We start from the raw sequence: 24,439 nt of genomic DNA on the forward strand, positions 1-24,439 counted from the left end.
CGAGCAGTAGCGATGTGGCTACGATTGCATTCCAGGGGAATCTTGCGGGAATAATGAGAAAGATAAAAATAGGGCTGGCGCTGGGATCTGGCGCGGCAAGAGGTTGGTCGCATATTGGCGTAATTAATGCGCTAAAAAAAGTGGGTATTGAAATTGATATCGTTGCAGGATGTTCAATTGGTTCGCTGGTGGGCGCTGCCTATGCATGCGATCGATTATCTGCGCTGGAAGATTGGGTGACCTCTTTCAGTTATTGGGATGTTTTACGCCTGATGGATCTCTCCTGGCAGCGCGGTGGGTTACTGCGCGGCGAGCGTGTCTTCAATCAATATCGCGAAATAATGCCGGAAACAGAGATCGAAAATTGTTCCCGTCGCTTCGCGGCTGTTGCCACCAATTTAAGTACTGGGCGTGAATTATGGTTTACTGAAGGCGATCTCCATCTTGCTATTCGTGCATCATGCAGTATTCCAGGACTAATGGCACCCGTTGCGCATAACGGCTACTGGCTGGTTGATGGCGCTGTAGTTAACCCAATTCCTATTTCCCTCACGCGTGCATTGGGGGCTGATATTGTGATAGCGGTCGACCTGCAGCACGATGCTCATTTGATGCAACAAGATTTGCTCTCCTTTAATGTCAGTGAAGAAAATAGCGAGAATGGTGATTCTCTGCCGTGGCATGCGCGTCTGAAAGAAAGGTTAGGCAGCATAACGACACGTCGGGCGGTGACAGCGCCAACGGCAACAGAGATTATGACCACTTCTATCCAGGTGCTGGAGAACCGCCTTAAAAGGAACCGCATGGCAGGTGATCCGCCCGATATTCTGATTCAACCTGTTTGCCCGCAAATATCTACGCTTGATTTCCATCGCGCGCACGCTGCCATTGCGGCCGGACAGCTGGCAGTGGAAAAGAAAATGGACGAACTTTTGCCGTTGGTACGCACCAACATTTGACCAGAATTTTTATCTACACTTAAGTTAATTCTGACAGGCGTAGGTGGCAATAGCATGCCACTATTGAGTAAAGCCAGTCAGGGGAGAGAACATGACGCAGCCATTGGTCGGAAAACAGATTCTCATTGTTGAAGATGAGCAGGTATTTCGCTCGCTTCTGGATTCGTGGTTTTCCTCATTGGGAGCGACAACGGTACTGGCGGCTGATGGGGTGGATGCCCTTGAGTTGCTGGGAGGTTTCACTCCAGACCTGATGATATGTGATATCGCGATGCCACGAATGAACGGGCTTAAACTGCTGGAACATATACGCAACAGAGGTGACCAGACACCAGTTCTGGTGATATCTGCCACTGAAAATATGGCAGATATTGCCAAAGCGTTACGTCTGGGCGTTGAAGATGTTTTGCTGAAACCGGTTAAAGATCTGAATCGCTTGCGCGAGATGGTTTTTGCCTGTCTCTATCCCAGCATGTTTAATTCCCGCGTTGAGGAAGAGGAAAGGCTTTTTCGCGACTGGGATGCAATGGTTGATAACCCTGCTGCAGCGGCGAAATTATTACAGGAACTACAACCGCCGGTTCAGCAGGTGATTTCCCAATGCCGGGTTAATTATCGTCAATTAGTTGCCGCGGACAAACCCGGCCTGGTGCTTGATATTGCCGCACTTTCGGAAAACGATCTGGCATTTTATTGCCTTGATGTCACCCGAGCTGGACATAATGGCGTACTTGCTGCCTTGTTATTACGCGCATTGTTTAACGGATTATTACAGGAACAGCTTGCACACCAAAATCAACGGTTGCCAGAGTTGGGCGCGTTATTGAAGCAGGTAAACCATTTACTCCGTCAGGCCAATCTGCCGGGGCAGTTTCCGCTATTAGTTGGCTATTATCATCGCGAACTGAAAAATCTCATTCTGGTTTCTGCGGGTCTGAATGCGACGTTAAATACCGGCGAACATCAGGTGCAAATCAGTAATGGTGTTCCGTTAGGCACTTTAGGTAACGCTTATTTGAATCAATTGAGCCAGCGATGCGATGCCTGGCAATGCCAAATATGGGGAACCGGTGGTCGGCTGCGCTTGATGTTGTCTGCAGAATGAGCAAACGATAACACGGGCTAAATTTGCATTACCTGCTAATGTCGGCTGGTGGTACTATCGTCGCTATTCGTATAAGTAATTGTCTTAATTATGCTAACTCGCCTCCTTTTCAGAACTTAGCCCCTTCGGGGTGCTGATATACTGGGATGCGATACAGAAATATGAACACGTTCAAAACACGAACAGTCCAGGAGAATTTAAATGGCTGCCATTAATACGAAAGTCAAAAAAGCCGTTATCCCCGTAGCGGGATTAGGAACCAGGATGTTGCCGGCGACGAAAGCCATCCCGAAAGAGATGCTGCCACTTGTCGATAAGCCATTAATTCAATACGTCGTGAATGAATGTATTGCGGCTGGCATTACTGAAATTGTGCTGGTTACTCACTCATCTAAAAACTCTATTGAAAACCACTTTGATACCAGTTTTGAACTGGAAGCAATGCTGGAAAAACGTGTAAAACGTCAACTGCTTGATGAAGTGCAGTCTATTTGTCCGCCGCACGTGACTATTATGCAAGTTCGTCAGGGGCTGGCGAAAGGCCTGGGACACGCGGTATTGTGTGCTCACCCGGTAGTGGGTGATGAACCTGTGGCTGTTATTTTGCCTGACGTTATTCTGGATGAATATGAATCCGATTTATCACAGGATAACCTGGCAGAGATGATCCGCCGCTTTGATGAAACGGGTCATAGCCAGATCATGGTTGAACCGGTTGCTGATGTGACCGCATATGGCGTTGTGGATTGCAAAGGCGTTGAATTAGCGCCGGGTGAAAGCGTACCGATGGTTGGCGTGGTTGAAAAACCAAAAGCGGATGTTGCGCCGTCTAATCTCGCTATTGTGGGTCGTTACGTACTTAGCGCGGATATTTGGCCGTTGCTGGCAAAAACCCCTCCTGGAGCTGGTGATGAAATTCAGCTCACCGACGCAATTGATATGCTGATCGAAAAAGAAACGGTTGAAGCCTATCATATGAAAGGGAAGAGCCATGACTGCGGTAATAAATTAGGTTACATGCAGGCCTTCGTTGAATACGGTATTCGTCATAACACCCTTGGCACGGAATTTAAAGCCTGGCTTGAAGAAGAGATGGGCATTAAGAAGTAACATCCGTATCGGTGTTTTCCACGAAACGGTGTTGAGCAATCGACGCCGTTTTTTTTATAGCTTATTCTTATTAAATTGTCTTAAACCGGACAATAAAAAATCCCGCCGATGGCGGGATTTTTAGCATGTGCAATCTACAAAAGATTATTGCTTGATCAGGAAATCGTCGAGGGATTTACCTTGCTCATCCATTGCTTTTTTGATTACAGCTGGAGTACGGCCCTGGCCAGTCCAGGTTTTAGTTTCGCCGTTTTCGTCAACGTAGCTATATTTTGCCGGACGCTGAGCACGCTTAGCTTTGGTGCCAGATTTAACGGCAGCAAGGCTATTCAGCAGTTCGTTCGGGTCAATACCGTCAGCGATCAGCATTTCGCGATATTGCTGCAGTTTACGAGTGCGCTCTTCAACTTCAGCAGCAGCCGCGCTTTCTTCTTCGCGACGTTCGTTAACAACAACTTCTAATTTTTCCAGCATTTCTTCCAGCGTTTCAAGTGTACATTCTCTTGCCTGCGCACGAAGAGTACGGATGTTGTTCAGAATTTTAAGTGCTTCGCTCATTGTAGTAATCTCAAACTTATATTGGGGTGGTTTGTTGAGGTAATAATAGAGCCTTAAATTCAGTTGTGCAATAGCCAGGAATGTAAGGAATTCAAAATTGTTCTTTATTTTGTGCCGCCAATAAATATCTTTTCATAAAATTAGCCAGAAAAGACGCGGCATATAGCCCTATTTGCACCGATGATTTCGCAGCACGTGAGGTTAAAACTTCCTGATTCATGTCACATTTTATGGGGAGATAATCGTAGGCTGACGACCTTTCAGTCTTCTGTATTAGTCGTGTTTACGAGAATTCCCTATTAAGCGAATGATGAAAAGTAGAACAGTCGCAATAAGAGCAGGGACTTAGTATTGCACTATCTCCTGGAGGTCAACAGAGGGCTATTACATGCGCAACAGGTTAAAGATTGTGAATAGTTACCGGCAGTCATTTACCCGCTTATAACAAGCGAGGCAGTTGTAATGATAGCTCAGAAGGATTATGCAAGGCTTCGTAAGGGAGAACGCATATACCACTTCTGTGCATACTGTTGAGCTGAAAAACTGACGAATTATGATAAACTCCAGCCAACTTTATTTCATATCATTGAGGGCCTGTGGCTGATGGCACAGCTATATTTCTACTATTCCGCAATGAATGCGGGTAAGTCTACAGCATTGTTGCAATCTTCATACAATTACCAGGAACGCGGCATGCGCACTGTCGTATATACGGCAGAAATTGATGATCGCTTTGGTGCCGGGAAAGTCAGTTCGCGTATAGGTTTGTCATCACCTGCAAAATTATTTAACCAAAATTCATCATTATTTGATGAGATTCGTGCGGAACATGAACAGCAGGCAATTCATTGCGTACTGGTTGATGAATGCCAGTTTTTAACCAGACAACAAGCATATGAATTATCGGAGGTTGTCGATCAACTCGATATACCCGTACTTTGTTATGGTCTACGTACCGATTTTCGAGGTGAATTATTTATTGGCAGTCAATACTTACTGGCATGGTCCGACAAACTGGTTGAATTAAAAACCATCTGTTTTTGTGGCCGTAAAGCAAGCATGGTGCTGCGTCTTGATCAAGCAGGCAGACCTTATAACGAAGGTGAGCAGGTGGTTATTGGTGGTAATGAACGCTACGTTTCTGTATGCCGTAAACACTATAAAGAGGCGTTAGAAGTCGGCTCATTAACGGCTATTCAGGAAAGGCATCGCCACGATTAATAAGAATTTCTTTACTGACAGGGTGAGCAGGGCGCTTTTATCCCTGTCAGTTCGTTTTACGCACTTCTTCCGGGCTATACACCCTTCTCGGCAGTTTTTTAACGCCGTTATACGCCTCACAGAGCGCTTATACACCGACATTGACTTGTAACCTGTAAAGTACAATATCGCTGTGTGTAGGCGTTATACATCGTCGCAAATATGATGAAGGACAATGCTGCCGGTTTATGGAAAAGTTGCTTTGGGAAAATAAAAAACGGCCCCAGAAGGGGTAATGCCAGTCAGTTAAGCAACTGACTGGCTCTTTTTCGGGGCTGTGGAGTATTTCCAGGGCCTCTCCTTTATCACTCTCGGGAAGGCCCTTTCTCTTCTTGTCGGTAATTTCACTAGTTGTCCCATACTTGCAAGATCGCGCATCAGCTCCGGTATACGTCCCGGGGAAGCGCATGGCGTCCGTCATCGACGTCAGCAGATGGCAGACTTTTCCTTTGCGCGTCACGGTCAGCAGGCGGACTGTCACCTCATTTCCCAGTCCCGGCCACTTTTTTCGTGCCTGCGGGCTGGTGTTCAGCTTCACCAGATGATCGCCTTTACCCAGTTTTCTGATCTCTTCATATTGCGCTCCCTTTCTGAGAGGGATCATCCAGTGGCGGTGTTCTCCCGCCAGGCTCCAGGTATTTAACAGTCCCAGTGAGTAATAACCTTTATCCATTAACGTCAGGGTGTTATCGCCGGTTTGTTCTATAAGTTGCTCAGCAAGCTCATTTTCGCTGTTCTTCATCGTGCCGAAGGCTGCAGCCGTCAGCAGATGGCTGGTCAGTTCCATCTGGCAGACCATTTTGACCTGCAGGTAGAGCGCCGGGTTCCCGGCATGTGTCTGGCGGGGGAAGGCTGCATCGTTCTCTGGTGTATCCGGTGTGCGCCAGAACACACCATCGATGGCCAGCAGGGTCAGGCCGCACCAGTGCGGATGCGGCGTGGTGTTATGCCAGAGCTGCGCTGTTTTCGTGAACACGCGGCGGACAGCCTCAATTCCCAGACGCTGGCGGGTCTGAATAACGGCACTGGGGGCAACGAAGGGGCGATTGCCCGGCAGCATGATATCCAGGCGATTCACAATCTGGTGAAGAGGTTCTTTACGCTCAAGCGCCATGCCAACAATACACCAGACCATCATTTCGAGGGGAAGACGGCGCTTGCGTAGCGTTACAGTACCTGATTCGGCAAGGCAACGAGAGATGAGTTCGGGGTCGAGGTAATCCCCCAGAGAAGTCAGTGGGTTACGCAGAGAATCGTAACGGGATACCAAATCAAGGGCCTGTCCAATGAGCATAAAAAAATCCGGAAACGAGTGAGCGTTTCCGGATTCTTACACAGCCACTGGATCGGTCAACTGATCCTTAACTGACTGGCATTACCCCAGAAGGGGCCGTTATGTTGCCAGACAGCGCTACTGATTAAGCGGATTTTTTCGCTTTTTTCTCAGCTTTAGCCGGAGCGGCTTCTTTCTTCGCTGCAGTTTCGCCTTCTACATAATCACGACCGTAGTAAGTATCCAGCAGAATCTGTTTCAGCTCGGAGATCAGCGGGTAACGCGGGTTAGCGCCGGTGCACTGGTCATCGAATGCATCTTCAGACAGTTTATCCACGTTCGCCAGGAAGTCTGCTTCCTGAACGCCAGCTTCACGGATAGATTTCGGAATACCCAGTTCAGCTTTCAGTGTTTCCAGCCATGCCAGCAGTTTCTCGATCTTAGCAGCAGTACGGTCGCCCGGTGCGCTCAGACCCAGGTGGTCAGCAATTTCAGCATAACGACGGCGAGCCTGCGGACGGTCATACTGGCTGAATGCAGTCTGCTTGGTCGGGTTGTCATTCGCGTTGTAGCGAATAACGTTACAAATCAGCAGGGCGTTTGCCAGACCGTGCGGAATATGGAACTGGGAACCCAGTTTGTGCGCCATTGAGTGACATACACCCAGGAAGGCGTTCGCAAACGCGATACCCGCGATAGTCGCTGCACTGTGAACACGTTCACGCGCTACCGGATTTTTAGACCCTTCGTGGTAGGACGCTGGCAGATATTCTTTCAGTAGTTTCAGTGCCTGCAGAGCCTGACCATCAGAGAACTCAGATGCCAGTACAGAAACATAAGCTTCCATGGCGTGAGTTACTGCGTCCAGACCACCGAAAGCACACAGGGACTTCGGCATGTCCATAACAAGGTTGGCGTCGACAATCGCCATATCCGGGGTCAGTGCATAGTCTGCCAGCGGATATTTCTGACCAGTAGTATCGTCAGTTACAACCGCAAACGGAGTGACTTCAGAACCTGTACCAGAAGTGGTGGTGACAGCGATCATTTTCGCTTTCACACCCATTTTCGGGAACTTGTAGATACGTTTACGGATATCCATAAAGCGCAGCGCCAGTTCTTCGAAGTGAGTTTCCGGATGTTCGTACATAACCCACATGATCTTCGCAGCGTCCATCGGGGAACCACCACCCAGCGCGATAATCACGTCTGGTTTGAAGGAGTTTGCCAGTTCTGCACCTTTACGAACGATGCTCAGGGTCGGGTCAGCTTCTACTTCGAAGAAGACTTCAGTTTCAACGCCTGCTGCTTTCAATACGGAAGTGATCTGATCAGCATAGCCATTGTTGAACAGGAAGCGGTCAGTCACGATGAGCGCACGTTTGTGGCCATCAGTAATCACTTCATCCAGCGCGATTGGCAGGGAGCCACGGCGGAAGTAGATAGATTTCGGAAGTTTGTGCCACAACATGTTTTCAGCTCGCTTAGCAACGGTTTTCTTGTTGATCAGGTGTTTCGGACCAACGTTTTCAGAGATGGAGTTACCACCCCAGGAACCACAACCCAGAGTCAGGGAAGGTGCGAGTTTGAAGTTATACAGGTCACCGATACCACCCTGAGAAGCCGGGGTGTTAATCAGGATACGAGCCGTTTTCATTTTCTGACCGAAGTAAGAAACGCGAGCCGGTTGGTTATCCTGGTCAGTGTACAGGCAAGAGGTATGACCGATACCGCCCATAGCAACCAGTTTTTCTGCTTTTTCTACCGCGTCTTCGAAATCCTTAGCACGGTACATTGCCAAAGTCGGGGACAGTTTTTCATGTGCGAACGGTTCGCTTTCATCAACAACGGTTACTTCACCGATCAGAATCTTGGTGTTTTCTGGTACAGAGAAGCCTGCCAGTTCAGCAATTTTATAGGCTGGCTGACCAACGATAGCCGCGTTCAGCGCACCGTTTTTCAGGATAACGTCCTGAACAGCTTTCAGCTCTTTACCCTGCAACAGATAGCCACCGTGGGTTGCGAAACGTTCACGTACTGCGTCATAAACAGAGTCAACAACAACAACAGACTGTTCAGAAGCACAGATTACGCCGTTGTCGAAGGTTTTGGACATCAGTACAGATGCAACTGCACGTTTGATATCAGCAGTTTCATCGATAACAACTGGAGTGTTGCCCGCGCCTACGCCGATAGCTGGTTTACCGGAGCTGTATGCGGCTTTAACCATGCCCGGACCACCAGTCGCGAGGATCAGGTTGATGTCTGGGTGGTGCATCAGTGCGTTAGACAGCTCAACAGAAGGTTGATCGATCCAGCCGATCAGATCTTTCGGAGCACCGGCAGCGATAGCAGCCTGCAGAACGATATCAGCCGCTTTGTTGGTTGCATCTTTTGCACGCGGGTGCGGGGAGAAGATAATGGCGTTACGGGTCTTCAGGCTGATCAGTGATTTGAAGATAGCAGTTGAAGTCGGGTTAGTGGTCGGAACGATGCCGCAAATAATACCGATGGGTTCAGCGATAGTAATGGTACCAAAAGTGTCGTCTTCAGACAGAACACCACAGGTTTTTTCATCTTTATAGGCGTTGTAGATATATTCAGAAGCAAAGTGGTTTTTGATCACTTTATCTTCGACGATACCCATGCCGGATTCGGCAACGGCCATTTTCGCGAGTGGGATTCGAGCATCTGCAGCAGCCAGAGCGGCGGCGCGGAAGATTTTGTCTACTTGCTCTTGAGTGAAACTGGCATATTCACGCTGGGCTTTTTTTACACGCTCTACGAGTGCGTTAAGTTCAGCGACATTAGTAACAGCCATAATGCTCTCCTGATAATGTTAAACTTTTTTAGTAAATCATCTGCTCGAATACGAGAGTATAGTCAGTGCGGTGATGATTTGCTTAACCGATGGAAATCAAAAGCTTACTCGCGCTCACACTCACTGTGATTTACTAAAAGAGTTTAAACATTAGAGTTATTATCTCTAATGCGTCACTTCCAGGTGGCGTAAGCAAGATTACTCACTTCTGGGTACTGATTACGTGATCAAGATCAAATTTTTGCAAAGCTGACACCTTTCAGCATGGCTTTTCGCCATTATAGCTAACAGTTAACAAATTGTAGTATGATTTGTTGGCTACATTAGCATGTTTTGCACAACTAGATAACAATAACGAATGATAGCAATTTTAAGTAGTTAGGAGGTGAAAAATGCTGTCAAAAGGCGTATTGTCAGCGCGTCTTTTCAACCTTATTTATGGCTAACATTATCCGGCTTTTGCTTCGGAGCTAACCGTGATTCAGACCTTTTTTGATTTTCCCGTTTACTTCAAATTTTTCATCGGGTTATTTGCGCTGGTCAACCCGGTAGGGATTATTCCCGTCTTTATCAGCATGACCAGTTATCAGACAGCGGCAGCGCGAAACAAAACTAACCTTACAGCCAACCTGTCTGTGGCCATTATCTTGTGGATCTCGCTTTTTCTCGGCGACACGATTCTACAACTTTTTGGTATATCAATTGATTCATTCCGTATCGCCGGTGGCATCCTGGTGGTGACAATAGCGATGTCGATGATCAGCGGCAAGCTTGGTGAGGATAAACAGAACAAGCAAGAAAAATCAGAAACCGCGGTGCGTGAAAGCATTGGTGTGGTGCCATTGGCGTTGCCGTTGATGGCGGGGCCAGGGGCGATCAGTTCTACCATCGTCTGGGGTACGCGTTATCACAGCATTAGCTATCTGTTTGGTTTCTTTGTGGCTATTGCATTGTTCGCTTTATGTTGCTGGGGATTGTTTCGCATGGCACCGTGGCTGGTACGAGTTTTACGCCAGACCGGCATCAACGTGATTACGCGTATTATGGGGCTATTGCTGATGGCGTTGGGGATTGAATTTATCGTTACTGGTATTAAGGGGATTTTCCCCGGCCTGCTTAATTAATTCCTTTCAAATGAAACGGAGCTGCCATGCTCCGTTTACTTCGTCATTATTTTTACTTTGTTCCTGCGCAGTTATCAAAAGCAAAAGGAATAGGTAAAAATATTCTTCTCAAATTACAGTTAGTTATAAGGATTTCCTTAACTGCTTCTCCTCACCATCATGTTATTTTCGCCACATCATAATCCTGGGCTTGCTGAAGAATAATTGAAATGATATTAGTAATTCCACTGCCTTTGGTAGAGGAAAGTGCTAAATAATAATCAATTGTTAAATTATTGTGCATTTCACTACTGGAACTGTAATCAGAAAAGAGAGACATGCTTAACTAACCTCTATTTGATTGAATTGAAAGATGTTTGTTAAGGCATGGATGCAAGCTATAGATTCTGGTACGGTCAATAAAAGAGAATTGCTTAACAATTTTGCAAAATGTATTGGCGAGTAAGAACCGCATTTGGTACTTTCCGGGCAACCGCCAGGCGATTCTTTATTGGTAATGAGAATAATTAACAATTAAAGACCGTCGCGAAAGAATAATGTGTCTCGACAGGGGAGACACAGTACGAATCGACATAAGGTGATCGTCTGAATCACCAGAATAAATAAAGTCGGTGATAGTAATACGTAACGATAAAGTAACCTGACAGCAGAAAGTCTCCGAGCCTGTGCAGGGTCCCAATCCGGGATTACACATGCTGGTTAATACCAGTAATTATAATGAGGGAGTCCAAAAAACAATGACCAACATCACCAAGAGAAGTTTAGTAGCAGCTGGCGTTTTGGCTGCGCTTATGGCAGGGAATGTCGCGCTGGCAGCTGATGTACCCGCAGGTGTCACACTGGCGGAAAAACAAACGCTGGTACGTAACAATGGTTCAGAAGTTCAGTCATTAGATCCGCACAAAATTGAAGGTGTTCCGGAGTCTAATATCAGCCGAGACCTGTTTGAAGGCTTACTGGTTAGCGATCTTGACGGCCATCCGGCACCTGGCGTCGCTGAATCCTGGGATAATAAAGACGCGAAAGTCTGGACCTTCCATTTGCGTAAAGATGCGAAATGGTCTGATGGCACGCCAGTCACAGCACAAGACTTTGTGTATAGCTGGCAACGTTCTGTTGATCCAAACACTGCTTCTCCGTATGCCAGTTATCTGCAATATGGGCATATCGCCGGTATTGATGAAATTCTTGAAGGGAAAAAACCGATTACCGATCTCGGCGTGAAAGCTATTGATGACCACACATTAGAAGTCACCTTAAGTGAACCTGTTCCGTACTTCTATAAATTACTTGTTCATCCATCAACTTCACCGGTGCCAAAAGCCGCTATCGAGAAATTCGGCGAAAAATGGACCCAGCCTGGTAATATCGTCACCAACGGTGCCTATACCTTAAAAGATTGGGTCGTAAACGAACGAATCGTTCTTGAACGCAGCCCGACCTACTGGAACAACGCGAAAACCGTTATTAACCAGGTAACCTATTTGCCTATTGCTTCTGAAGTTACCGATGTCAACCGCTACCGTAGTGGTGAAATCGACATGACTTATAACAACATGCCGATCGAATTGTTCCAGAAGCTGAAAAAAGAGATCCCGGACGAAGTTCACGTTGATCCATACCTGTGCACTTACTATTACGAAATTAACAACCAGAAACCGCCATTTAATGACGTGCGTGTGCGTACCGCACTGAAATTGGGTATGGACCGCGATATCATTGTTAATAAAGTGAAAGCGCAGGGCGACATGCCCGCCTATGGTTACACTCCACCGTATACTGATGGCGCAAAATTGACTCAGCCGGAATGGTTTGGCTGGAGCCAGGAAAAACGTAACGAAGAAGCGAAAAAACTGCTGGCTGAAGCGGGTTATACCGCAGACAAACCGTTGACCATCAACCTGTTGTATAACACCTCCGATCTGCATAAAAAGCTGGCGATTGCTGCCTCTTCATTGTGGAAGAAAAACATTGGTGTAAACGTCAAACTGGTTAACCAGGAGTGGAAAACGTTCCTCGACACCCGTCACCAGGGCACTTTTGATGTGGCCCGTGCAGGCTGGTGTGCAGACTACAACGAACCAACTTCCTTCCTGAACACCATGCTGTCGAACAGCTCAATGAATACCGCGCATTATAAGAGCCCGGCCTTTGACAGCATTATGGCGGAAACGCTGAAAGTGACTGACGAGGCGCAGCGTGCAGCTCTGTACACTAAAGCAGAACAACAGCTGGATAAGGATTCGGCCATTGTTCCTGTTTATTACTACGTGAATGCGCGTTTGGTGAAACCGTGGGTTGGTGGCTATACCGGCAAAGATCCGCTGGATAATACCTACACCCGGAATATGTACATTGTGAAGCACTAATGGCAATACGTGGGGCAGGAGTGTCCTGCTCCACGGTGTCTGATTTTTATCGCATTACAGAAGGCACAGGCCAGAAGGTAGGGCAATGTTAAAATTTATTCTACGTCGCTGTCTGGAAGCGATTCCGACGCTATTTATTCTTATTACTATTTCGTTCTTTATGATGCGCCTCGCGCCGGGCAGTCCTTTTACCGGCGAACGTACTTTACCACCGGAAGTGATGGCCAATATCGAAGCGAAATATCATCTTAATGATCCGATCATGACACAGTATTTCAGCTACCTGAAACAACTGGCGCATGGCGATTTCGGTCCATCGTTTAAATATAAAGATTATTCGGTCAATGACCTGGTTGCATCCAGTTTTCCCGTTTCTGCCAAACTGGGAGCTGCAGCATTTTTTCTTGCGGTAATACTGGGTGTTAGTGCTGGCGTTATTGCCGCATTAAAGCAAAACACCAAATGGGACTATACCGTGATGGGGCTGGCAATGACCGGGGTTGTTATCCCCAGTTTTGTGGTTGCGCCATTATTAGTCATGATATTTGCGATCATTTTGCATTGGCTGCCGGGCGGTGGCTGGAATGGTGGAGCGCTTAAATTCATGATATTGCCAATGGTGGCGTTATCACTCGCCTATATCGCCAGTATTGCGCGTATTACCCGTGGCTCTATGATTGAGGTTTTACACTCCAACTTTATTCGTACTGCCCGGGCGAAAGGGTTACCTATGCGGCGGATCATTTTACGCCACGCATTAAAACCTGCTCTGTTACCCGTGCTCTCCTATATGGGGCCCGCATTTGTCGGCATTATTACCGGTTCGATGGTCATCGAAACCATTTATGGTTTACCGGGGATTGGGCAATTGTTCGTTAATGGCGCATTGAACCGTGACTATTCCTTAGTGTTAAGTCTGACCATTCTGGTTGGCGCGTTAACCATTTTGTTTAATGCCATTGTCGATGTGCTATATGCGGTTATCGACCCGAAAATCCGTTACTGATACTGGAGCTCGCGATGATGTTAAGTAAGAAAAACAGCGAGACGCTGGAAAATTTCAGTGAAAAGCTGGAGGTCGAAGGGCGCAGCTTGTGGCAGGACGCACGTCGACGTTTTATGCATAACCGTGCGGCGGTTGCCAGTCTGATAGTGCTGGTGCTGATCGCGTTATTTGTAATCCTGGCACCGATGCTTTCGCAGTTTGCCTATGACGATACTGACTGGGCGATGATGTCCAGCGCCCCGGATATGGAGTCCGGTCACTACTTTGGTACTGACTCATCCGGTCGCGACCTGCTTGTGCGCGTTGCGATTGGCGGGCGTATCTCACTCATGGTCGGTGTTGCTGCGGCACTGGTGGCAGTGGTCGTGGGGACACTTTATGGTTCGCTTTCCGGTTATCTGGGCGGTAAAGTGGATTCGGTAATGATGCGTCTGCTGGAAATCCTCAACTCCTTCCCATTCATGTTCTTCGTCATTTTGCTGGTGACCTTTTTCGGTCAAAACATCCTGCTGATTTTCGTGGCGATTGGCATGGTTTCCTGGCTGGATATGGCTCGTATTGTGCGTGGGCAAACCCTGAGTCTGAAGCGCAAAGAGTTTATTGAGGCGGCACAAGTTGGCGGTGTATCGACGCCGGGCATTGTTATTCGCCACATTGTGCCGAACGTACTCGGTGTGGTGGTGGTCTATGCGTCGCTTCTGGTGCCCAGCATGATCCTCTTTGAATCTTTCCTTAGCTTCCTGGGATTAGGTACACAAGAGCCGTTAAGCAGCTGGGGTGCATTGCTGAGTGATGGCGCGAACTCGATGGAAGTCTCTCCATGGTTACTGTTGTTCCCAGCGGGATTCCTCGTGGTAACGCTGTTTTGTTTCAACTTTATCGGCGATGGCTTGCGTGATGCCCTCGACCCGAAAGATCGTTAAGGAGTGCAGCCATGAGCGTAATTGAAACTGCAACTGTGCCGCTCGCACAACAACAGGCTGACGCACTGCTGAACGTGAAAGATTTGCGTGTCACCTTTAGTACCCCGGATGGCGACGTCACGGCGGTCAATGATTTGAATTTTTCGCTACGTGCCGGAGAAACGCTGGGCATCGTAGGTGAGTCTGGTTCGGGCAAATCGCAAACCGCATTCGCGTTGATGGGCCTGTTAGCTGCCAACGGACGTATTGGCGGATCGGCAACCTTCAATGGGCGTGAAATCCTCAATTTGCCAGAGCATGAACTCAATAAACTGCGAGCTGAACAAATCTCAATGATTTTTCAGGACCCAATGACTTCGTTGAATCCCTATATGCGCGTCGGTGAGCAGTTGATGGAAGTGCTGATGCTGCATAAGAACATGAGCAAAGCTGAGGCGTTTGAAGAATCGGTGCGGATGCTCGATGCGGTAAAAATGCCGGAAGCGCGTAAACGCATGAAAATGTACCCGCACGAATTTTCTGGCGGCATGCGTCAGCGAGTCATGATTGCGATGGCATTGCTATGTCGACCTAAGCTGCTGATTGCGGATGAACCCACTACTGCGCTGGACGTCACCGTACAGGCGCAGATCATGACGCTATTGAATGAACTGAAGCGGGAATTTAATACCGCCATCATTATGATTACCCACGATCTTGGCGTGGTGGCGGGGATCTGCGACAAAGTGCTGGTAATGTACGCCGGGCGCACGATGGAATATGGCAACGCGCGCGATGTCTTTTATCAACCCGTACATCCTTATTCTATCGGTTTGCTCAACGCGGTGCCGCGTCTCGATGCGGAAGGTGAAACAATGTTGACTATTCCGGGTAATCCGCCAAACCTGCTGCGATTACCGAAAGGTTGCCCGTTCCAGCCACGTTGTCCGCATGCGATGGATATTTGTAGTAGCGCACCGCCGCTGGAAGAGTTTACGCCTGGCCGTCTGCGTGCTTGCTTTAAACCGGTGGAGGAACTGTTATGAATGCTGTAACCGAAGGAAGAAAAGTCCTCCTCGAAATCGCCGATCTGAAAGTGCACTTTGAAATCAAAGATGGCAAACAGTGGTTCTGGCAACCGCCGAAAACGCTCAAAGCCGTCGATGGTGTAACTCTTCGCCTGTATGAAGGGGAAACATTAGGTGTGGTAGGGGAATCGGGATGCGGTAAGTCCACCTTTGCTCGCGCCATCATTGGCCTGGTTAAAGCGACCGACGGTCATGTTGCCTGGTTAGGTAAAGAGTTGCTGGGCATGAAGCCCGATGAATGGCGTGCCGTACGCAGTGATATTCAGATGATTTTCCAGGATCCGTTGGCATCGCTGAACCCGCGTATGACCATCGGCGAGATCATCGCTGAACCACTGCGTACTTATCATCCGAAAATGTCACGCCAGGAAGTTCGCGAGCGCGTGAAGGCGATGATGCTGAAAGTCGGTTTGTTGCCTAACCTGATTAACCGCTATCCGCATGAGTTCTCCGGTGGGCAGTGCCAGCGTATCGGGATTGCTCGCGCTCTTATTCTTGAACCGAAGCTGATTATCTGTGATGAGCCGGTGTCGGCGCTGGACGTGTCAATTCAGGCGCAGGTGGTCAACCTGCTCCAGCAGTTGCAACGTGAGATGGGATTGTCATTAATTTTTATCGCTCACGACCTGGCCGTGGTAAAACACATTTCCGATCGTGTGCTGGTGATGTATCTCGGCCATGCGGTAGAACTGGGGACCTATGATGAGGTCTACCACAATCCGCTACATCCTTACACCAGGGCATTGATGTCGGCAGTCCCCATACCTGATCCGGATCTGGAGAAGAACAAAACCATCCAGTTACTGGAAGGGGAATTACCGTCGCCGATCAACCCGCCTTCCGGTTGTGTTTTCCGTACCCGTTGTCCGATTGCAGGTCCGGAGTGCGCCAAAACACGTCCTGTGCTGGAAGGGAGTTTCAGACACGCCGTTTCTTGCCTGAAAGTCGATCCGCTTTAAAAGCAATAAGGGCTGACAGTTGTCAGCCCTTATTCACGCCAAAAGCGATTATTTATTCCCGCCAGATGATATGGCAAAGTTTGTGATCTTTTTCGCGGCATAACAGAATGCGCGCGAAAACATCGTTGATTTCACCATCTTCACTGTCCGCCAGACCAATCACCACTTCGGCAAAAAAGTCCGGGTTCAAATCGAAATCAACATGTTCCTGCCAGTCTTCCGCCGGATCGAATAACTCCGCGCCGCCGCGCTCTTCAAACTGAAGATTGAACAGCAGAACATCAGCTGGATCGAGATTGTCGGCAGCCAGTTCGAGAAAAATATCGTAGGCCTGCTCAAGCGTTTCATCTTCAGTCAGGCGATTGTTTAGATCCATATCCATAGTCACTACCTGTTTAACCTCTGTTGGCGACGTTTTACAGCAACGGGCTGAAGAAGTAAAACAGTCGCTCGGCGACACGTTGCCATAATGGACGTTTTAGCCATAAACGGGCATCGAGCAGACGAGAACGCGAAATATAATCGTCCTGAACGGCGGCGAGGTCTGCACCAAAACCTTTATCGTCGATTGCCAGGGTAATCTCGAAATTTAGCCACAGACTACGCATATCAAGGTTAACGGTGCCAACCAGACTTAGTTCTCCATCGACCAGCACGCTCTTGGTATGCAGTAACCCGCCTTCAAACTGATAAATTTTAACCCCAGCAGCCAGCAGTTCTGTAAAGAATGCGCGACTGGCCCAGCCGACCAGCATCGAGTCATTTTTTCGCGGAAGGATAATACTGACATCCACCCCGCGCTGCGCCGCCGTGCAAATCGCATGAAGTAAATCATCGCTTGGCACAAAATAGGGCGTTGTCATGATCAAATATTCACGAGCCGAATAAGCAGCAGTCAATAATGCCTGGTGAATGAGATCTTCCGGAAAGCCGGGGCCAGAAGCAATTGTGTGAATGGTGTGACCACTGGCCTGCTCAAACGGCATAATATTGACATCTGGTGGCGGCGGCAGAATACGTTTCCCGGTTTCAATCTCCCAGTCGCAGGAATAAATAATCCCCATCGCGGTGGCGATGGGGCCTTCCATACGCGCCATCAGATCAATCCATTGCCCTACACCCGCATCTTGTTTGAAGTAGCGAGGGTCGACCATATTCATGCTGCCGGTGTACGCGATGTAATTATCGATCATGATCATCTTGCGATGTTGGCGCAGGTCCATACGGCGTAAAAACACACGCATCAGATTGACCTTTAAGGCTTCGACAACTTCAATACCGGCATTACGCATTAGCTCGGGCCACGGGCTGCGGAAAAAAGCCACACTCCCGGCGGAGTCGAGCATCAATCGGCAATGAATACCGCGCCGTGCAGCGGCCATTAATGATTCAGCCACCTGGTCCGCCATGCCGCCGGGCTGCCAGATATAAAACACCATCTCAATATTATGGCGCGCGAGCTGGATGTCGCGGATTAACGCCTGCATCACATCATCTGACTCGGTCATCAGTTGTAGCTGATTCCCTTTGACCCCAGCGATCCCCTGACGACGCTCGCAAAGCTTGAATAATGGCGCAGCGACACTGCTATTTTCTTCGGCGAAGATATGCTTACAGGCTTTAAGGTCGTTAAGCCATTTTGCGGTGGAAGGCCACATCGCTCTGGCGCGCTCAGCGCGGCGTTTGCCTAAATGGAGCTCGCCAACGGCAAGATAGGCAATAATTCCGACTAACGGCAGAATGTAAATAATCAACAGCCAGGCCATCGCGGAGGGAACTGCGCGTCGTTTCATTAGAATGCGTAAAGTTACGCCTGCAATGAGCAACCAGTATCCCAGAATGGCCAACCAACTCACCAACGTATAAACGGTTGTCATAGATTAGAAATCCTTTTGAAAGCGCATTGTTATGAGTTTACGCATATGGATTCATCTGGCAAATAAAAACGAGGGAAAAGCACTGGTCAGCGTCAGGGGCGGGGGTATAATGACCATTCTGTTGTTGCATAGAGTAGTTAACATGAAGCGGAGTAGAACGGAAGTGGGGCGCTGGCGCATGCAGCGTCAGGCTAGCCGACGTAAATCGCGTTGGCTTGAGGGGCAGTCGCGCCGAAATATGCGTATCCACAGCATCAGGAAGTGCATTCTAAACAAACAGCGTAACTCGTTATTGTTTGCGATCTACAATATCTAAATGTACTGGGCACCATTGCGGTGCCCAATAAGTTTACTCTTCCGTCTTTAAACTCTATTTTTGCGCCGATTCTTTACTGTCAGCTTTCGTTTCTTGTTCATCGTTATCGCTGAAAATGCCATGACCGGAGTTCAACAACATTGAAACGAGCATATCATTATTAATCTCTTCACCATTTAAAACTCGCGCCAGAATTTCGCTGCCAAACAGTTGTGGTGAGAGAATGATATCCGGATGTACCATCTTAATCTTATTCAGGTTTTTGCTATCACTGACGGCAAGAACTGTTTTGACATCACTGCTCATATCTTTTGCCGAGAGTACAACAAACGCGTTATCTGCATCGTTATCACTCAGCGCCAGAATGGCCCGGCAACGATCGATTCCCGCTTTCTTTAACACTGAACTGTCATTACTGTCACCGGGGATAACATCGGCGTTATCGCCTAAGCGTTGCTCAAGTTGCTTGATATCATCTTCAGGCAAGTTGCTGATAACCGTTACGTTTTGTCCGCGTTGATTCAGTTGCAGAATCGTATTGATGGCGAGAATCGAATGTCCGCAAACAATAAAATGATCTTTACGATGCATTGTATGATTGTTTCCTTTTACAAGTTTGTTGAATCCCCCGCGGATAAGCGGACCAAAAATTGAGGTCATAGATGTGGCAAAAACGGTAATGCCGGAAATAATGACCGAAATAGTGAACAATCGTGCTGATTCAGAAACAGGGACAATATCGCCATAGCCGACGGTTGACATGGTTTCTATCGAAAAATAGAACGCGGTCATCAAACTTTCTATTCGCGGATTAAAACCTTCGCTTAAATAAAGCGCACCGTAAGTGGAGTAAAACAGTAACGTCGTGAAACTAATAAATGCGAAAATTGTCCCGGCTGCTGCGCTACTGTGGGAGAAGTCTTTGCTCAGTATCAGCAAAAACACCAGCGTAAAAATGCAAAATCCAATACTAAATTTCAGCCAGGGATAAAAATGCAGAGTGTAAATTAGCGCTATCAACAACAAAATGATACTGATTGCCCATGCGAGCTTTGCCCGGAACAGTAAGCCAATGGAGTTCAGGACAAGAAATACGCCGAGCATAAATAGTGGGGCGTTTGCCAGCAAGGAGAGATCCAGCTCTGAAAATGCTTTGATATGGAAAATATCAAGCAAATTGACCGACATACCATAGATTGTTTTAAAAATAAGCAATCCATTTAAAAAGACGGCCAGCGCGAGAATGTCGTGCCGTAGGGTCACCCATAACTTTGTTGCTGTTTGTTTGAATGTAGTCCAGTGACTCACTGATACCTCTGTAACCACAATTTTGTTTAATTATCTCAACGTGCACATTTTCTGAACATACATGCAGCTCGTGAATGTGTTAAACAATAGTAGATGACTTTATCCGCAGTAATCAAAGGTTTTGAGTGAGCAACTCTGCGTCAGGAAAGGGCATTTTCCTGAATATGTTCACATCATATAAAGAAATACAGATAAAGTTATTATCTGCTTGTGGTGGTGAATGCACTGACCGACCTATAAGGAAAGGCCAAACAAGAACACGGTTGCAAAAACCGTGCCCTTAAATATTGAATTTCTATTCAGAACACTTTCTTAAATGGTTTCACTGAAACGTGTTCATAGACTCCTGCCGCTACGTACGGGTCAGCATCGGCCCAGGCCTGAGCTGCTTCCAGCGACTCAAATTCAGCAATAACGGTTGAGCCAGTAAATCCCGCAGCCCCTGGATCGTTACTGTCTACCGCTGGCATTGGACCGGCGGTCAACAAACGACCTTCATCATGCAGTAACTGTAAACGTGCTAGATGTGCCGGACGAACGGAAAGGCGTTTTTCGAGGCTATCAGCTTTGTCTTGAGCGTAAATAACATACAACACAGGCACAACTCCTTGTTCGGGAAAGTTGTAAAGTACGTTATTTGAAAGGGCGAAGATCTGCAACGGAAAGATGATGTCTTTGTTAAGACCATGCATAAAGTAAGGTCAATTACGCCAAAAATGACATTTTCACTGATCCTGATCGTCTTGCCTTATTGAATATGATTGCTATTTGCATTTAAAATCGGGGCCTGGTTTTTCTACTGAAATGATTATGACTTCAATGACCCTTGATTTACCTCGCCGCTTCCCCTGGCCGACGTTACTTTCGGTCTGCATTCATGGTGCTGTTGTGGCGGGTTTGCTCTATACCTCGGTACATCAGGTTATTGAACTACCTGCGCCTGCGCAGCCGATTTCTGTCACGATGGTTGCGCCTGCTGATCTTGAACCGCCACAAGCCGTTCAACCACCACCGGAGCCGGTGGTAGAGCCAGAACCGGAACCTGAGCCGATCCCTGAACCGCCAAAAGAAGCTCCGGTGGTCATTGAAAAGCCGAAGCCGAAACCAAAGCCAAAACCGAAGCCGGTGAAAAAGGTGGAGCAGCCAAAACGCGATGTCAAACCCGTAGAGTCGCGTCCGGCATCACCGTTTGAAAATACGGCACCCGCGCGCCCGACATCAAGTACGGCAACGGCTGCAACCAGCAAGCCGGTTACCAGTGTGGCTTCAGGACCACGCGCATTAAGCCGTAATCAGCCGCAGTATCCGGCACGAGCACAGGCATTGCGCATTGAAGGGCAGGTTAAAGTTAAATTTGATGTCACGCCAGATGGTCGCGTGGATAACGTACAAATCCTCTCAGCCAAGCCTGCGAACATGTTTGAGCGTGAAGTGAAAAATGCGATGCGCAGATGGCGTTATGAGCCGGGTAAGCCAGGCAGTGGGATTGTGGTGAATATCCTGTTTAAAATTAACGGCACTACCGAAATTCAGTAAGCATAAAGTCAAAAGCCTCCGACCGGAGGCTTTTGATTATTACTCAACGGGTAAGGCGCGAGGTTTTCCTTCGGGATCAACCGCGACATACTTAAATAATGCTTCTGTTGCTTTATAGCGTTGCCCGATTGGTTCTGACGCCACTTTTTTCACCCACACTTCAATATTAATGCTGACTGATGTCGTCCCTTTCTGGACACAGCGTGCATAGCAGCACACCACATCGCCGACCGCAACCGGCCGTAAGAAAGTCATTCCTTCAACCCGCACGGTCACTACACGACCGTGGGCAATTTCTTTCGCCAGAATAGCGCCGCCAATATCCATTTGTGACATTAACCAACCACCAAAGATGTCACCATTGGCATTGGTATCGGCGGGCATGGCTAAAGTACGTAAAACAAGATCGCCCTGAGGGACGTTATGTGCTGTAGACATGGTAAAACCGACTTAAAAGGAAAATCACAGGCGCGATGCTACTATGATTTTCCTGAGGAGAACAGAGGAGATACAGCGCCAGCCCCGAAGGACTGGCAGTCTGGTTAGGATTTATCTTCCTGCGGCATGTGGCGGTAGATATAGATACCGCTTAACAATGTGAAGATTAAGGTAAGGGCGGTCAGGCCAAAGACTTTAAAGTTGACCCAAATATTTTGCGGCAGCCAGAATGCGATGTAGATGTTTGCCAGGCCGCAAAGGATAAAGAAAACAGCCCAGGCCAGATTCAGCTTCGACCATACCGATTGCGGCAGGGTGAGTTCTTTACCCAGCATCCGCTGAATTAGCGGCTTTTTCATCACCCATTGACTGACTAACAGGGCACCCGCAAACAGGGCATAAATGACAGTAACCTTCCATTTAATAAACTCATCATTGTGAAAGAACAGCGTCAAGCCACCGAAGACGACCACCAGAACAAAAGTGATCAGGGCCATCTTCTCAACCTTACGAAAGCGAACCCAGCTATAGATAAGCACAATCGCCGTGGCGACGATCAGCGCCGCAGTAGCCGCATAGATGTCATAAATCTTGTAAAACGCGAAAAAGACAACCAGCGGTAAAAAATCAAGAAACTGCTTCATTTTATGATTCCGTAATCAAATGCTTAAGGTTATTGGCGAATCAACATATACAGGCGGAACAGATAGATGAGCAATACGGCTGAAATCAGGTTGCTCAAGGTGTTCGCCAGTACGGCACCAATTTCCGGGGTTAATGCGGCAAAAGAAGAGGCAAAAAGCAGCAACAGTGTTTTTGCCAGCAACCAGCTCAGTACTGCGGGTGCCACCAGACGCATATTCGCCCATGTCAGCCGCATACTGCTACGCATCGAGGCAAAAACGCCCATTTTGTCCTGTACCAGCATCACCGGTGCCAGAGCCAGTAAAATGGCCATGATAATTCCCGGAACGACCACCAGCATGATGCCAATCTGTACTAAAAGGGTAGTCAGAAAAATCAGAATAAATAACTTTGGCAATATCGGCGCACTGGCACCAATAGCTCGCAGCGCACTGACTCTCTGACCCGCAGACACCAGCTGGATAATTAATATTACGCCCCCGGCGAGAATGGCGTTACCGATTAATCCTGAAAAAGTGGACGCCGCTGAAGCCTGCAGCAAAATTTGTTGCTGTTCCGGTGACATATTCTGAACCAGGTCGAACAACCCACTACTGCCGCTAACGGGTACGCCGTCATTGAGCTGCGCAAGCTGTGCATCACTGGGTGAGAAAACATGCCCTAACACCACTGTGATAAACGCACATAGCAACGATACCAACAGAATGGTCATAAATTGATTACGGAAGAAATTTCCGGTGTCACGGTATACGGACTGCGCCGTGATAGACATGCACTCTCCTTGAGTTTTATGCAGGTGTTAATTAGCGGGCAATTGTACCCTGGTTAAGCCCCGGGTGGCAGCATCAGGTCTTGTATGGAAAAGCATATCTTTGTAAAGCGGAGGTAATTGCTGGCCTTCAGGCGTGGGTAAACCGCTGCAAGTGGCGAGCGAGTTAATATTTGCGTAGCGAAATATATAAAAATTGATTTAAATCACATTAACCAGGATTTTCAATGCAACTTCTAAATTAATCCAGATCAATAAAGGGTGAATTACCATATGTAATGTGATCTGTGTAGGATCATTTGTTACCCCAATGTGGGTATATTCGTCACGTTTTTATAACCATAACGACGGAGCGGATATGAAAAAGTTAACAGTGGCGGCTTTGGCAGTAACAACTCTTCTCTCTGGCAGTGCCTTTGCGCATGAAGCAGGCGAATTTTTTATGCGTGCTGGTTCTGCAACCGTACGTCCAACAGAAGGTGCTGGTGGTACGTTAGGAAGTTTGGGTGGATTCAGCGTGACCAATAACACTCAACTGGGCCTGACGTTTACTTATATGGCGACCGACAACATTGGTGTGGAATTACTGGCGGCATCGCCGTTTCGTCATAAAGTTGGCACAGCCACAACCGGGGATATTGCGACAGTCCATCATTTACCGCCAACACTGATGGCACAATGGTATTTTGGCGATTCTGGCAGTAAATTCCGTCCTTACATTGGTGCGGGTATTAACTACACCACCTTTTTTAATAATGACTTCAATGACACCGGTGAAGGTCTTGGTTTATCTGACCTTAGTCTGAAGGATTCATGGGGCGTGGCGGGGCAAGTAGGCCTGGATTATCTCATCAACCGTGACTGGTTGCTGAATATGTCGGTCTGGTACATGGATATCGATACCGAAGTGAAATATAAATCCAACGGCGCAGTGCTGCCTGCAGGGCGTTATTCTGACAACGTACGCCTTGACCCGTGGGTATTTATGTTCTCTGCAGGTTACCGCTTCTAATTTT

General features: G+C 47.8%; 24 protein-coding genes and 2 pseudogenes. 14 read left to right on the forward strand and 12 right to left on the reverse strand.

All coding sequences use genetic code 11. The features are described 5' to 3' along the window. Positions 1-53 precede the first annotated feature (53 nt). From rssA to galU, 3 genes are all read left to right on the forward strand, one after another. Positions 54-959, forward strand: a complete 906-nt coding sequence (rssA, locus tag ACJHX4_RS13550; RefSeq protein ID WP_001226476.1) for a patatin-like phospholipase RssA — start codon at positions 54-56, stop codon at positions 957-959. A 91-nt stretch (positions 960-1,050) separates the two neighbouring features. Further along, positions 1,051-2,064, forward strand: coding sequence for a two-component system response regulator RssB (rssB, locus tag ACJHX4_RS13555; protein ID WP_000193451.1), 1,014 nt, complete (start codon positions 1,051-1,053; stop codon positions 2,062-2,064). A gap of 201 nt (positions 2,065-2,265) precedes the next feature. Beyond that, positions 2,266-3,174 carry a UTP--glucose-1-phosphate uridylyltransferase GalU gene (gene galU, locus ACJHX4_RS13560; protein ID WP_000718995.1) on the forward strand — a complete coding sequence of 303 codons (909 nt, stop codon included), beginning with the start codon at positions 2,266-2,268 and terminating at the stop codon, positions 3,172-3,174. 144 nt (positions 3,175-3,318) lie between these two features. Here galU and hns read toward each other — a convergent pair whose 3' ends face one another. Next, positions 3,319-3,732 carry a histone-like nucleoid-structuring protein H-NS gene (gene hns / locus ACJHX4_RS13565; RefSeq protein ID WP_001287378.1) on the reverse strand — a complete coding sequence of 138 codons (414 nt, stop codon included), beginning with the start codon at positions 3,730-3,732 and terminating at the stop codon, positions 3,319-3,321. A gap of 603 nt (positions 3,733-4,335) precedes the next feature. On the opposite strand from hns, the gene tdk reads away from it, so the two are divergent. Continuing rightward, positions 4,336-4,953 (forward strand): thymidine kinase, encoded by a 618-nt coding sequence (gene tdk / locus ACJHX4_RS13570; RefSeq protein ID WP_000068069.1) that lies wholly within the window; start codon positions 4,336-4,338, stop codon positions 4,951-4,953. Between the two features lie 285 nt (positions 4,954-5,238). Here the strand turns inward: tdk and ACJHX4_RS13575 are convergent. Together ACJHX4_RS13575 and adhE are read right to left on the reverse strand one after the other, a co-directional pair. Further along, a pseudogene (locus tag ACJHX4_RS13575) lies at positions 5,239-6,286 on the reverse strand (IS4 family transposase). Positions 6,287-6,410: 124 nt separating this feature from the next. Beyond that, positions 6,411-9,086, reverse strand: a complete 2,676-nt coding sequence (adhE, locus tag ACJHX4_RS13580) for a bifunctional acetaldehyde-CoA/alcohol dehydrogenase (RefSeq protein ID WP_000301660.1) — start codon at positions 9,084-9,086, stop codon at positions 6,411-6,413. 392 nt (positions 9,087-9,478) lie between these two features. On the opposite strand from adhE, the gene ychE (ACJHX4_RS13585) reads away from it, so the two are divergent. Together ychE (ACJHX4_RS13585) and ychE (ACJHX4_RS13590) are read left to right on the forward strand one after the other, a co-directional pair. After that, the gene (gene ychE / locus ACJHX4_RS13585; protein ID WP_211180492.1) at positions 9,479-9,532 is read left to right on the forward strand and encodes a protein YchT; all 54 of its coding nucleotides are present in this window, start codon (positions 9,479-9,481) and stop codon (positions 9,530-9,532) included. 30 nt (positions 9,533-9,562) lie between these two features. Next, a complete protein-coding gene (ychE, locus tag ACJHX4_RS13590; protein ID WP_000616554.1) occupies positions 9,563-10,210 on the forward strand; it encodes an NAAT family transporter YchE in 648 nt (215 codons plus the stop codon). Between the two features lie 157 nt (positions 10,211-10,367). On the opposite strand, the gene ACJHX4_RS13595 is transcribed toward ychE (ACJHX4_RS13590), so the two are convergent. Next, the gene (locus ACJHX4_RS13595; protein ID WP_000051910.1) at positions 10,368-10,529 is read right to left on the reverse strand and encodes a hypothetical protein; all 162 of its coding nucleotides are present in this window, start codon (positions 10,527-10,529) and stop codon (positions 10,368-10,370) included. 418 nt (positions 10,530-10,947) lie between these two features. Here ACJHX4_RS13595 and oppA point away from each other — a divergent pair, with 418 nt between their 5' ends. The 5 genes from oppA to oppF all read left to right on the forward strand — a co-directional run bounded on the left by oppA (position 10,948) and on the right by oppF (position 16,534). Beyond that, positions 10,948-12,579 (forward strand): oligopeptide ABC transporter substrate-binding protein OppA, encoded by a 1,632-nt coding sequence (gene oppA, locus ACJHX4_RS13600; protein WP_012896789.1) that lies wholly within the window; start codon positions 10,948-10,950, stop codon positions 12,577-12,579. Between the two features lie 85 nt (positions 12,580-12,664). Next, positions 12,665-13,585 carry an oligopeptide ABC transporter permease OppB gene (gene oppB, locus ACJHX4_RS13605; protein ID WP_000911112.1) on the forward strand — a complete coding sequence of 307 codons (921 nt, stop codon included), beginning with the start codon at positions 12,665-12,667 and terminating at the stop codon, positions 13,583-13,585. A 14-nt stretch (positions 13,586-13,599) separates the two neighbouring features. Next, positions 13,600-14,508 carry an oligopeptide ABC transporter permease OppC gene (gene oppC / locus ACJHX4_RS13610; protein WP_000979659.1) on the forward strand — a complete coding sequence of 303 codons (909 nt, stop codon included), beginning with the start codon at positions 13,600-13,602 and terminating at the stop codon, positions 14,506-14,508. A gap of 11 nt (positions 14,509-14,519) precedes the next feature. Further along, complete coding sequence (gene oppD, locus ACJHX4_RS13615) at positions 14,520-15,533, forward strand: murein tripeptide/oligopeptide ABC transporter ATP-binding protein OppD (RefSeq protein ID WP_000110940.1); 1,014 nt, start codon at positions 14,520-14,522, stop codon at positions 15,531-15,533. Then, complete coding sequence (oppF, locus tag ACJHX4_RS13620; protein WP_000994905.1) at positions 15,530-16,534, forward strand: murein tripeptide/oligopeptide ABC transporter ATP-binding protein OppF; 1,005 nt, start codon at positions 15,530-15,532, stop codon at positions 16,532-16,534. Before oppD ends, oppF begins: the two co-directional genes overlap by 4 nt. A 52-nt stretch (positions 16,535-16,586) precedes the next feature. Here the strand turns inward: oppF and ACJHX4_RS13625 are convergent, their stop codons facing one another. Continuing rightward, positions 16,587-16,916, reverse strand: a complete 330-nt coding sequence (locus ACJHX4_RS13625) for an HI1450 family dsDNA-mimic protein (protein ID WP_000366959.1) — start codon at positions 16,914-16,916, stop codon at positions 16,587-16,589. A 34-nt stretch (positions 16,917-16,950) separates the two neighbouring features. Continuing rightward, entirely contained in the window at positions 16,951-18,411 is a 1,461-nt protein-coding gene (gene cls / locus ACJHX4_RS13630; protein ID WP_000214516.1) for a cardiolipin synthase, read from the reverse strand. A gap of 142 nt (positions 18,412-18,553) precedes the next feature. Between cls and ACJHX4_RS13635 the strand changes: the two genes are divergently transcribed. Beyond that, positions 18,554-18,727, forward strand: coding sequence for a YciY family protein (locus ACJHX4_RS13635; RefSeq protein ID WP_001309467.1), 174 nt, complete (start codon positions 18,554-18,556; stop codon positions 18,725-18,727). A 54-nt stretch (positions 18,728-18,781) separates the two neighbouring features. Here ACJHX4_RS13635 and kch read toward each other — a convergent pair whose 3' ends face one another. Beyond that, positions 18,782-20,035 carry a voltage-gated potassium channel protein gene (gene kch / locus ACJHX4_RS13640; protein WP_001531639.1) on the reverse strand — a complete coding sequence of 418 codons (1,254 nt, stop codon included), beginning with the start codon at positions 20,033-20,035 and terminating at the stop codon, positions 18,782-18,784. A 299-nt stretch (positions 20,036-20,334) separates the two neighbouring features. Further along, a complete protein-coding gene (locus tag ACJHX4_RS13645; RefSeq protein ID WP_000967595.1) occupies positions 20,335-20,631 on the reverse strand; it encodes a YciI family protein in 297 nt (98 codons plus the stop codon). 223 nt (positions 20,632-20,854) lie between these two features. Here ACJHX4_RS13645 and tonB point away from each other — a divergent pair, with 223 nt between their 5' ends. Next, entirely contained in the window at positions 20,855-21,571 is a 717-nt protein-coding gene (tonB, locus tag ACJHX4_RS13650) for a TonB system transport protein TonB (RefSeq protein WP_001357407.1), read from the forward strand. Between the two features lie 39 nt (positions 21,572-21,610). On the opposite strand, the gene yciA is transcribed toward tonB, so the two are convergent. The 4 genes and pseudogenes from yciA to ACJHX4_RS13670 all read right to left on the reverse strand — a co-directional run. Then, a complete protein-coding gene (gene yciA / locus ACJHX4_RS13655) occupies positions 21,611-22,009 on the reverse strand; it encodes an acyl-CoA thioester hydrolase YciA (protein WP_000100751.1) in 399 nt (132 codons plus the stop codon). Between the two features lie 104 nt (positions 22,010-22,113). After that, positions 22,114-22,653: a septation protein A gene (locus ACJHX4_RS13660; protein ID WP_000808672.1), complete on the reverse strand. Its 540-nt coding sequence runs from the start codon at positions 22,651-22,653 to the stop codon at positions 22,114-22,116. 29 nt (positions 22,654-22,682) lie between these two features. Beyond that, positions 22,683-23,426, reverse strand: coding sequence for a YciC family protein (locus tag ACJHX4_RS13665; RefSeq protein ID WP_000028546.1), 744 nt, complete (start codon positions 23,424-23,426; stop codon positions 22,683-22,685). A 27-nt stretch (positions 23,427-23,453) separates the two neighbouring features. Beyond that, positions 23,454-23,543 (reverse strand): annotated as a pseudogene (locus ACJHX4_RS13670) (YkgJ family cysteine cluster protein); the annotation flags it as partial. Between the two features lie 238 nt (positions 23,544-23,781). On the opposite strand from ACJHX4_RS13670, the gene ompW reads away from it, so the two are divergent. Continuing rightward, positions 23,782-24,435 carry an outer membrane protein OmpW gene (gene ompW, locus ACJHX4_RS13675; RefSeq protein WP_001531640.1) on the forward strand — a complete coding sequence of 218 codons (654 nt, stop codon included), beginning with the start codon at positions 23,782-23,784 and terminating at the stop codon, positions 24,433-24,435. Positions 24,436-24,439: the final 4 nt, after the last annotated feature.

The organism is Escherichia sp. WS2035 (assembly GCF_046487065.1).
GTDB lineage: Bacteria > Pseudomonadota > Gammaproteobacteria > Enterobacterales > Enterobacteriaceae > Escherichia > Escherichia coli.

Excerpts from the sequence above, each read along its gene's own strand:
- tonB (WP_001357407.1), top strand. The coding sequence starts at position 20,855 with ATGACCCTTGATTTACCTCGCCGCTTCCCCTGGCCGACGTTACTTTCG.
- galU (WP_000718995.1), top strand. The coding sequence starts at position 2,266 with ATGGCTGCCATTAATACGAAAGTCAAAAAAGCCGTTATCCCCGTAGCG.
- ACJHX4_RS13625 (WP_000366959.1), bottom strand. The coding sequence starts at position 16,916 with ATGGATATGGATCTAAACAATCGCCTGACTGAAGATGAAACGCTTGAG.
- ACJHX4_RS13635 (WP_001309467.1), top strand. The coding sequence starts at position 18,554 with ATGAAGCGGAGTAGAACGGAAGTGGGGCGCTGGCGCATGCAGCGTCAG.
- hns (WP_001287378.1), bottom strand. The coding sequence starts at position 3,732 with ATGAGCGAAGCACTTAAAATTCTGAACAACATCCGTACTCTTCGTGCG.
- ACJHX4_RS13595 (WP_000051910.1), bottom strand. The coding sequence starts at position 10,529 with ATGTCTCTCTTTTCTGATTACAGTTCCAGTAGTGAAATGCACAATAAT.
- ACJHX4_RS13660 (WP_000808672.1), bottom strand. The coding sequence starts at position 22,653 with ATGAAGCAGTTTCTTGATTTTTTACCGCTGGTTGTCTTTTTCGCGTTT.
- ACJHX4_RS13665 (WP_000028546.1), bottom strand. The coding sequence starts at position 23,426 with ATGTCTATCACGGCGCAGTCCGTATACCGTGACACCGGAAATTTCTTC.
- adhE (WP_000301660.1), bottom strand. The coding sequence starts at position 9,086 with ATGGCTGTTACTAATGTCGCTGAACTTAACGCACTCGTAGAGCGTGTA.
- oppD (WP_000110940.1), top strand. The coding sequence starts at position 14,520 with ATGAGCGTAATTGAAACTGCAACTGTGCCGCTCGCACAACAACAGGCT.
- oppA (WP_012896789.1), top strand. The coding sequence starts at position 10,948 with ATGACCAACATCACCAAGAGAAGTTTAGTAGCAGCTGGCGTTTTGGCT.
- yciA (WP_000100751.1), bottom strand. The coding sequence starts at position 22,009 with ATGTCTACAGCACATAACGTCCCTCAGGGCGATCTTGTTTTACGTACT.
- oppB (WP_000911112.1), top strand. The coding sequence starts at position 12,665 with ATGTTAAAATTTATTCTACGTCGCTGTCTGGAAGCGATTCCGACGCTA.
- oppC (WP_000979659.1), top strand. The coding sequence starts at position 13,600 with ATGATGTTAAGTAAGAAAAACAGCGAGACGCTGGAAAATTTCAGTGAA.
- tdk (WP_000068069.1), top strand. The coding sequence starts at position 4,336 with ATGGCACAGCTATATTTCTACTATTCCGCAATGAATGCGGGTAAGTCT.
- ompW (WP_001531640.1), top strand. The coding sequence starts at position 23,782 with ATGAAAAAGTTAACAGTGGCGGCTTTGGCAGTAACAACTCTTCTCTCT.
- oppF (WP_000994905.1), top strand. The coding sequence starts at position 15,530 with ATGAATGCTGTAACCGAAGGAAGAAAAGTCCTCCTCGAAATCGCCGAT.
- rssA (WP_001226476.1), top strand. The coding sequence starts at position 54 with ATGAGAAAGATAAAAATAGGGCTGGCGCTGGGATCTGGCGCGGCAAGA.
- cls (WP_000214516.1), bottom strand. The coding sequence starts at position 18,411 with ATGACAACCGTTTATACGTTGGTGAGTTGGTTGGCCATTCTGGGATAC.
- rssB (WP_000193451.1), top strand. The coding sequence starts at position 1,051 with ATGACGCAGCCATTGGTCGGAAAACAGATTCTCATTGTTGAAGATGAG.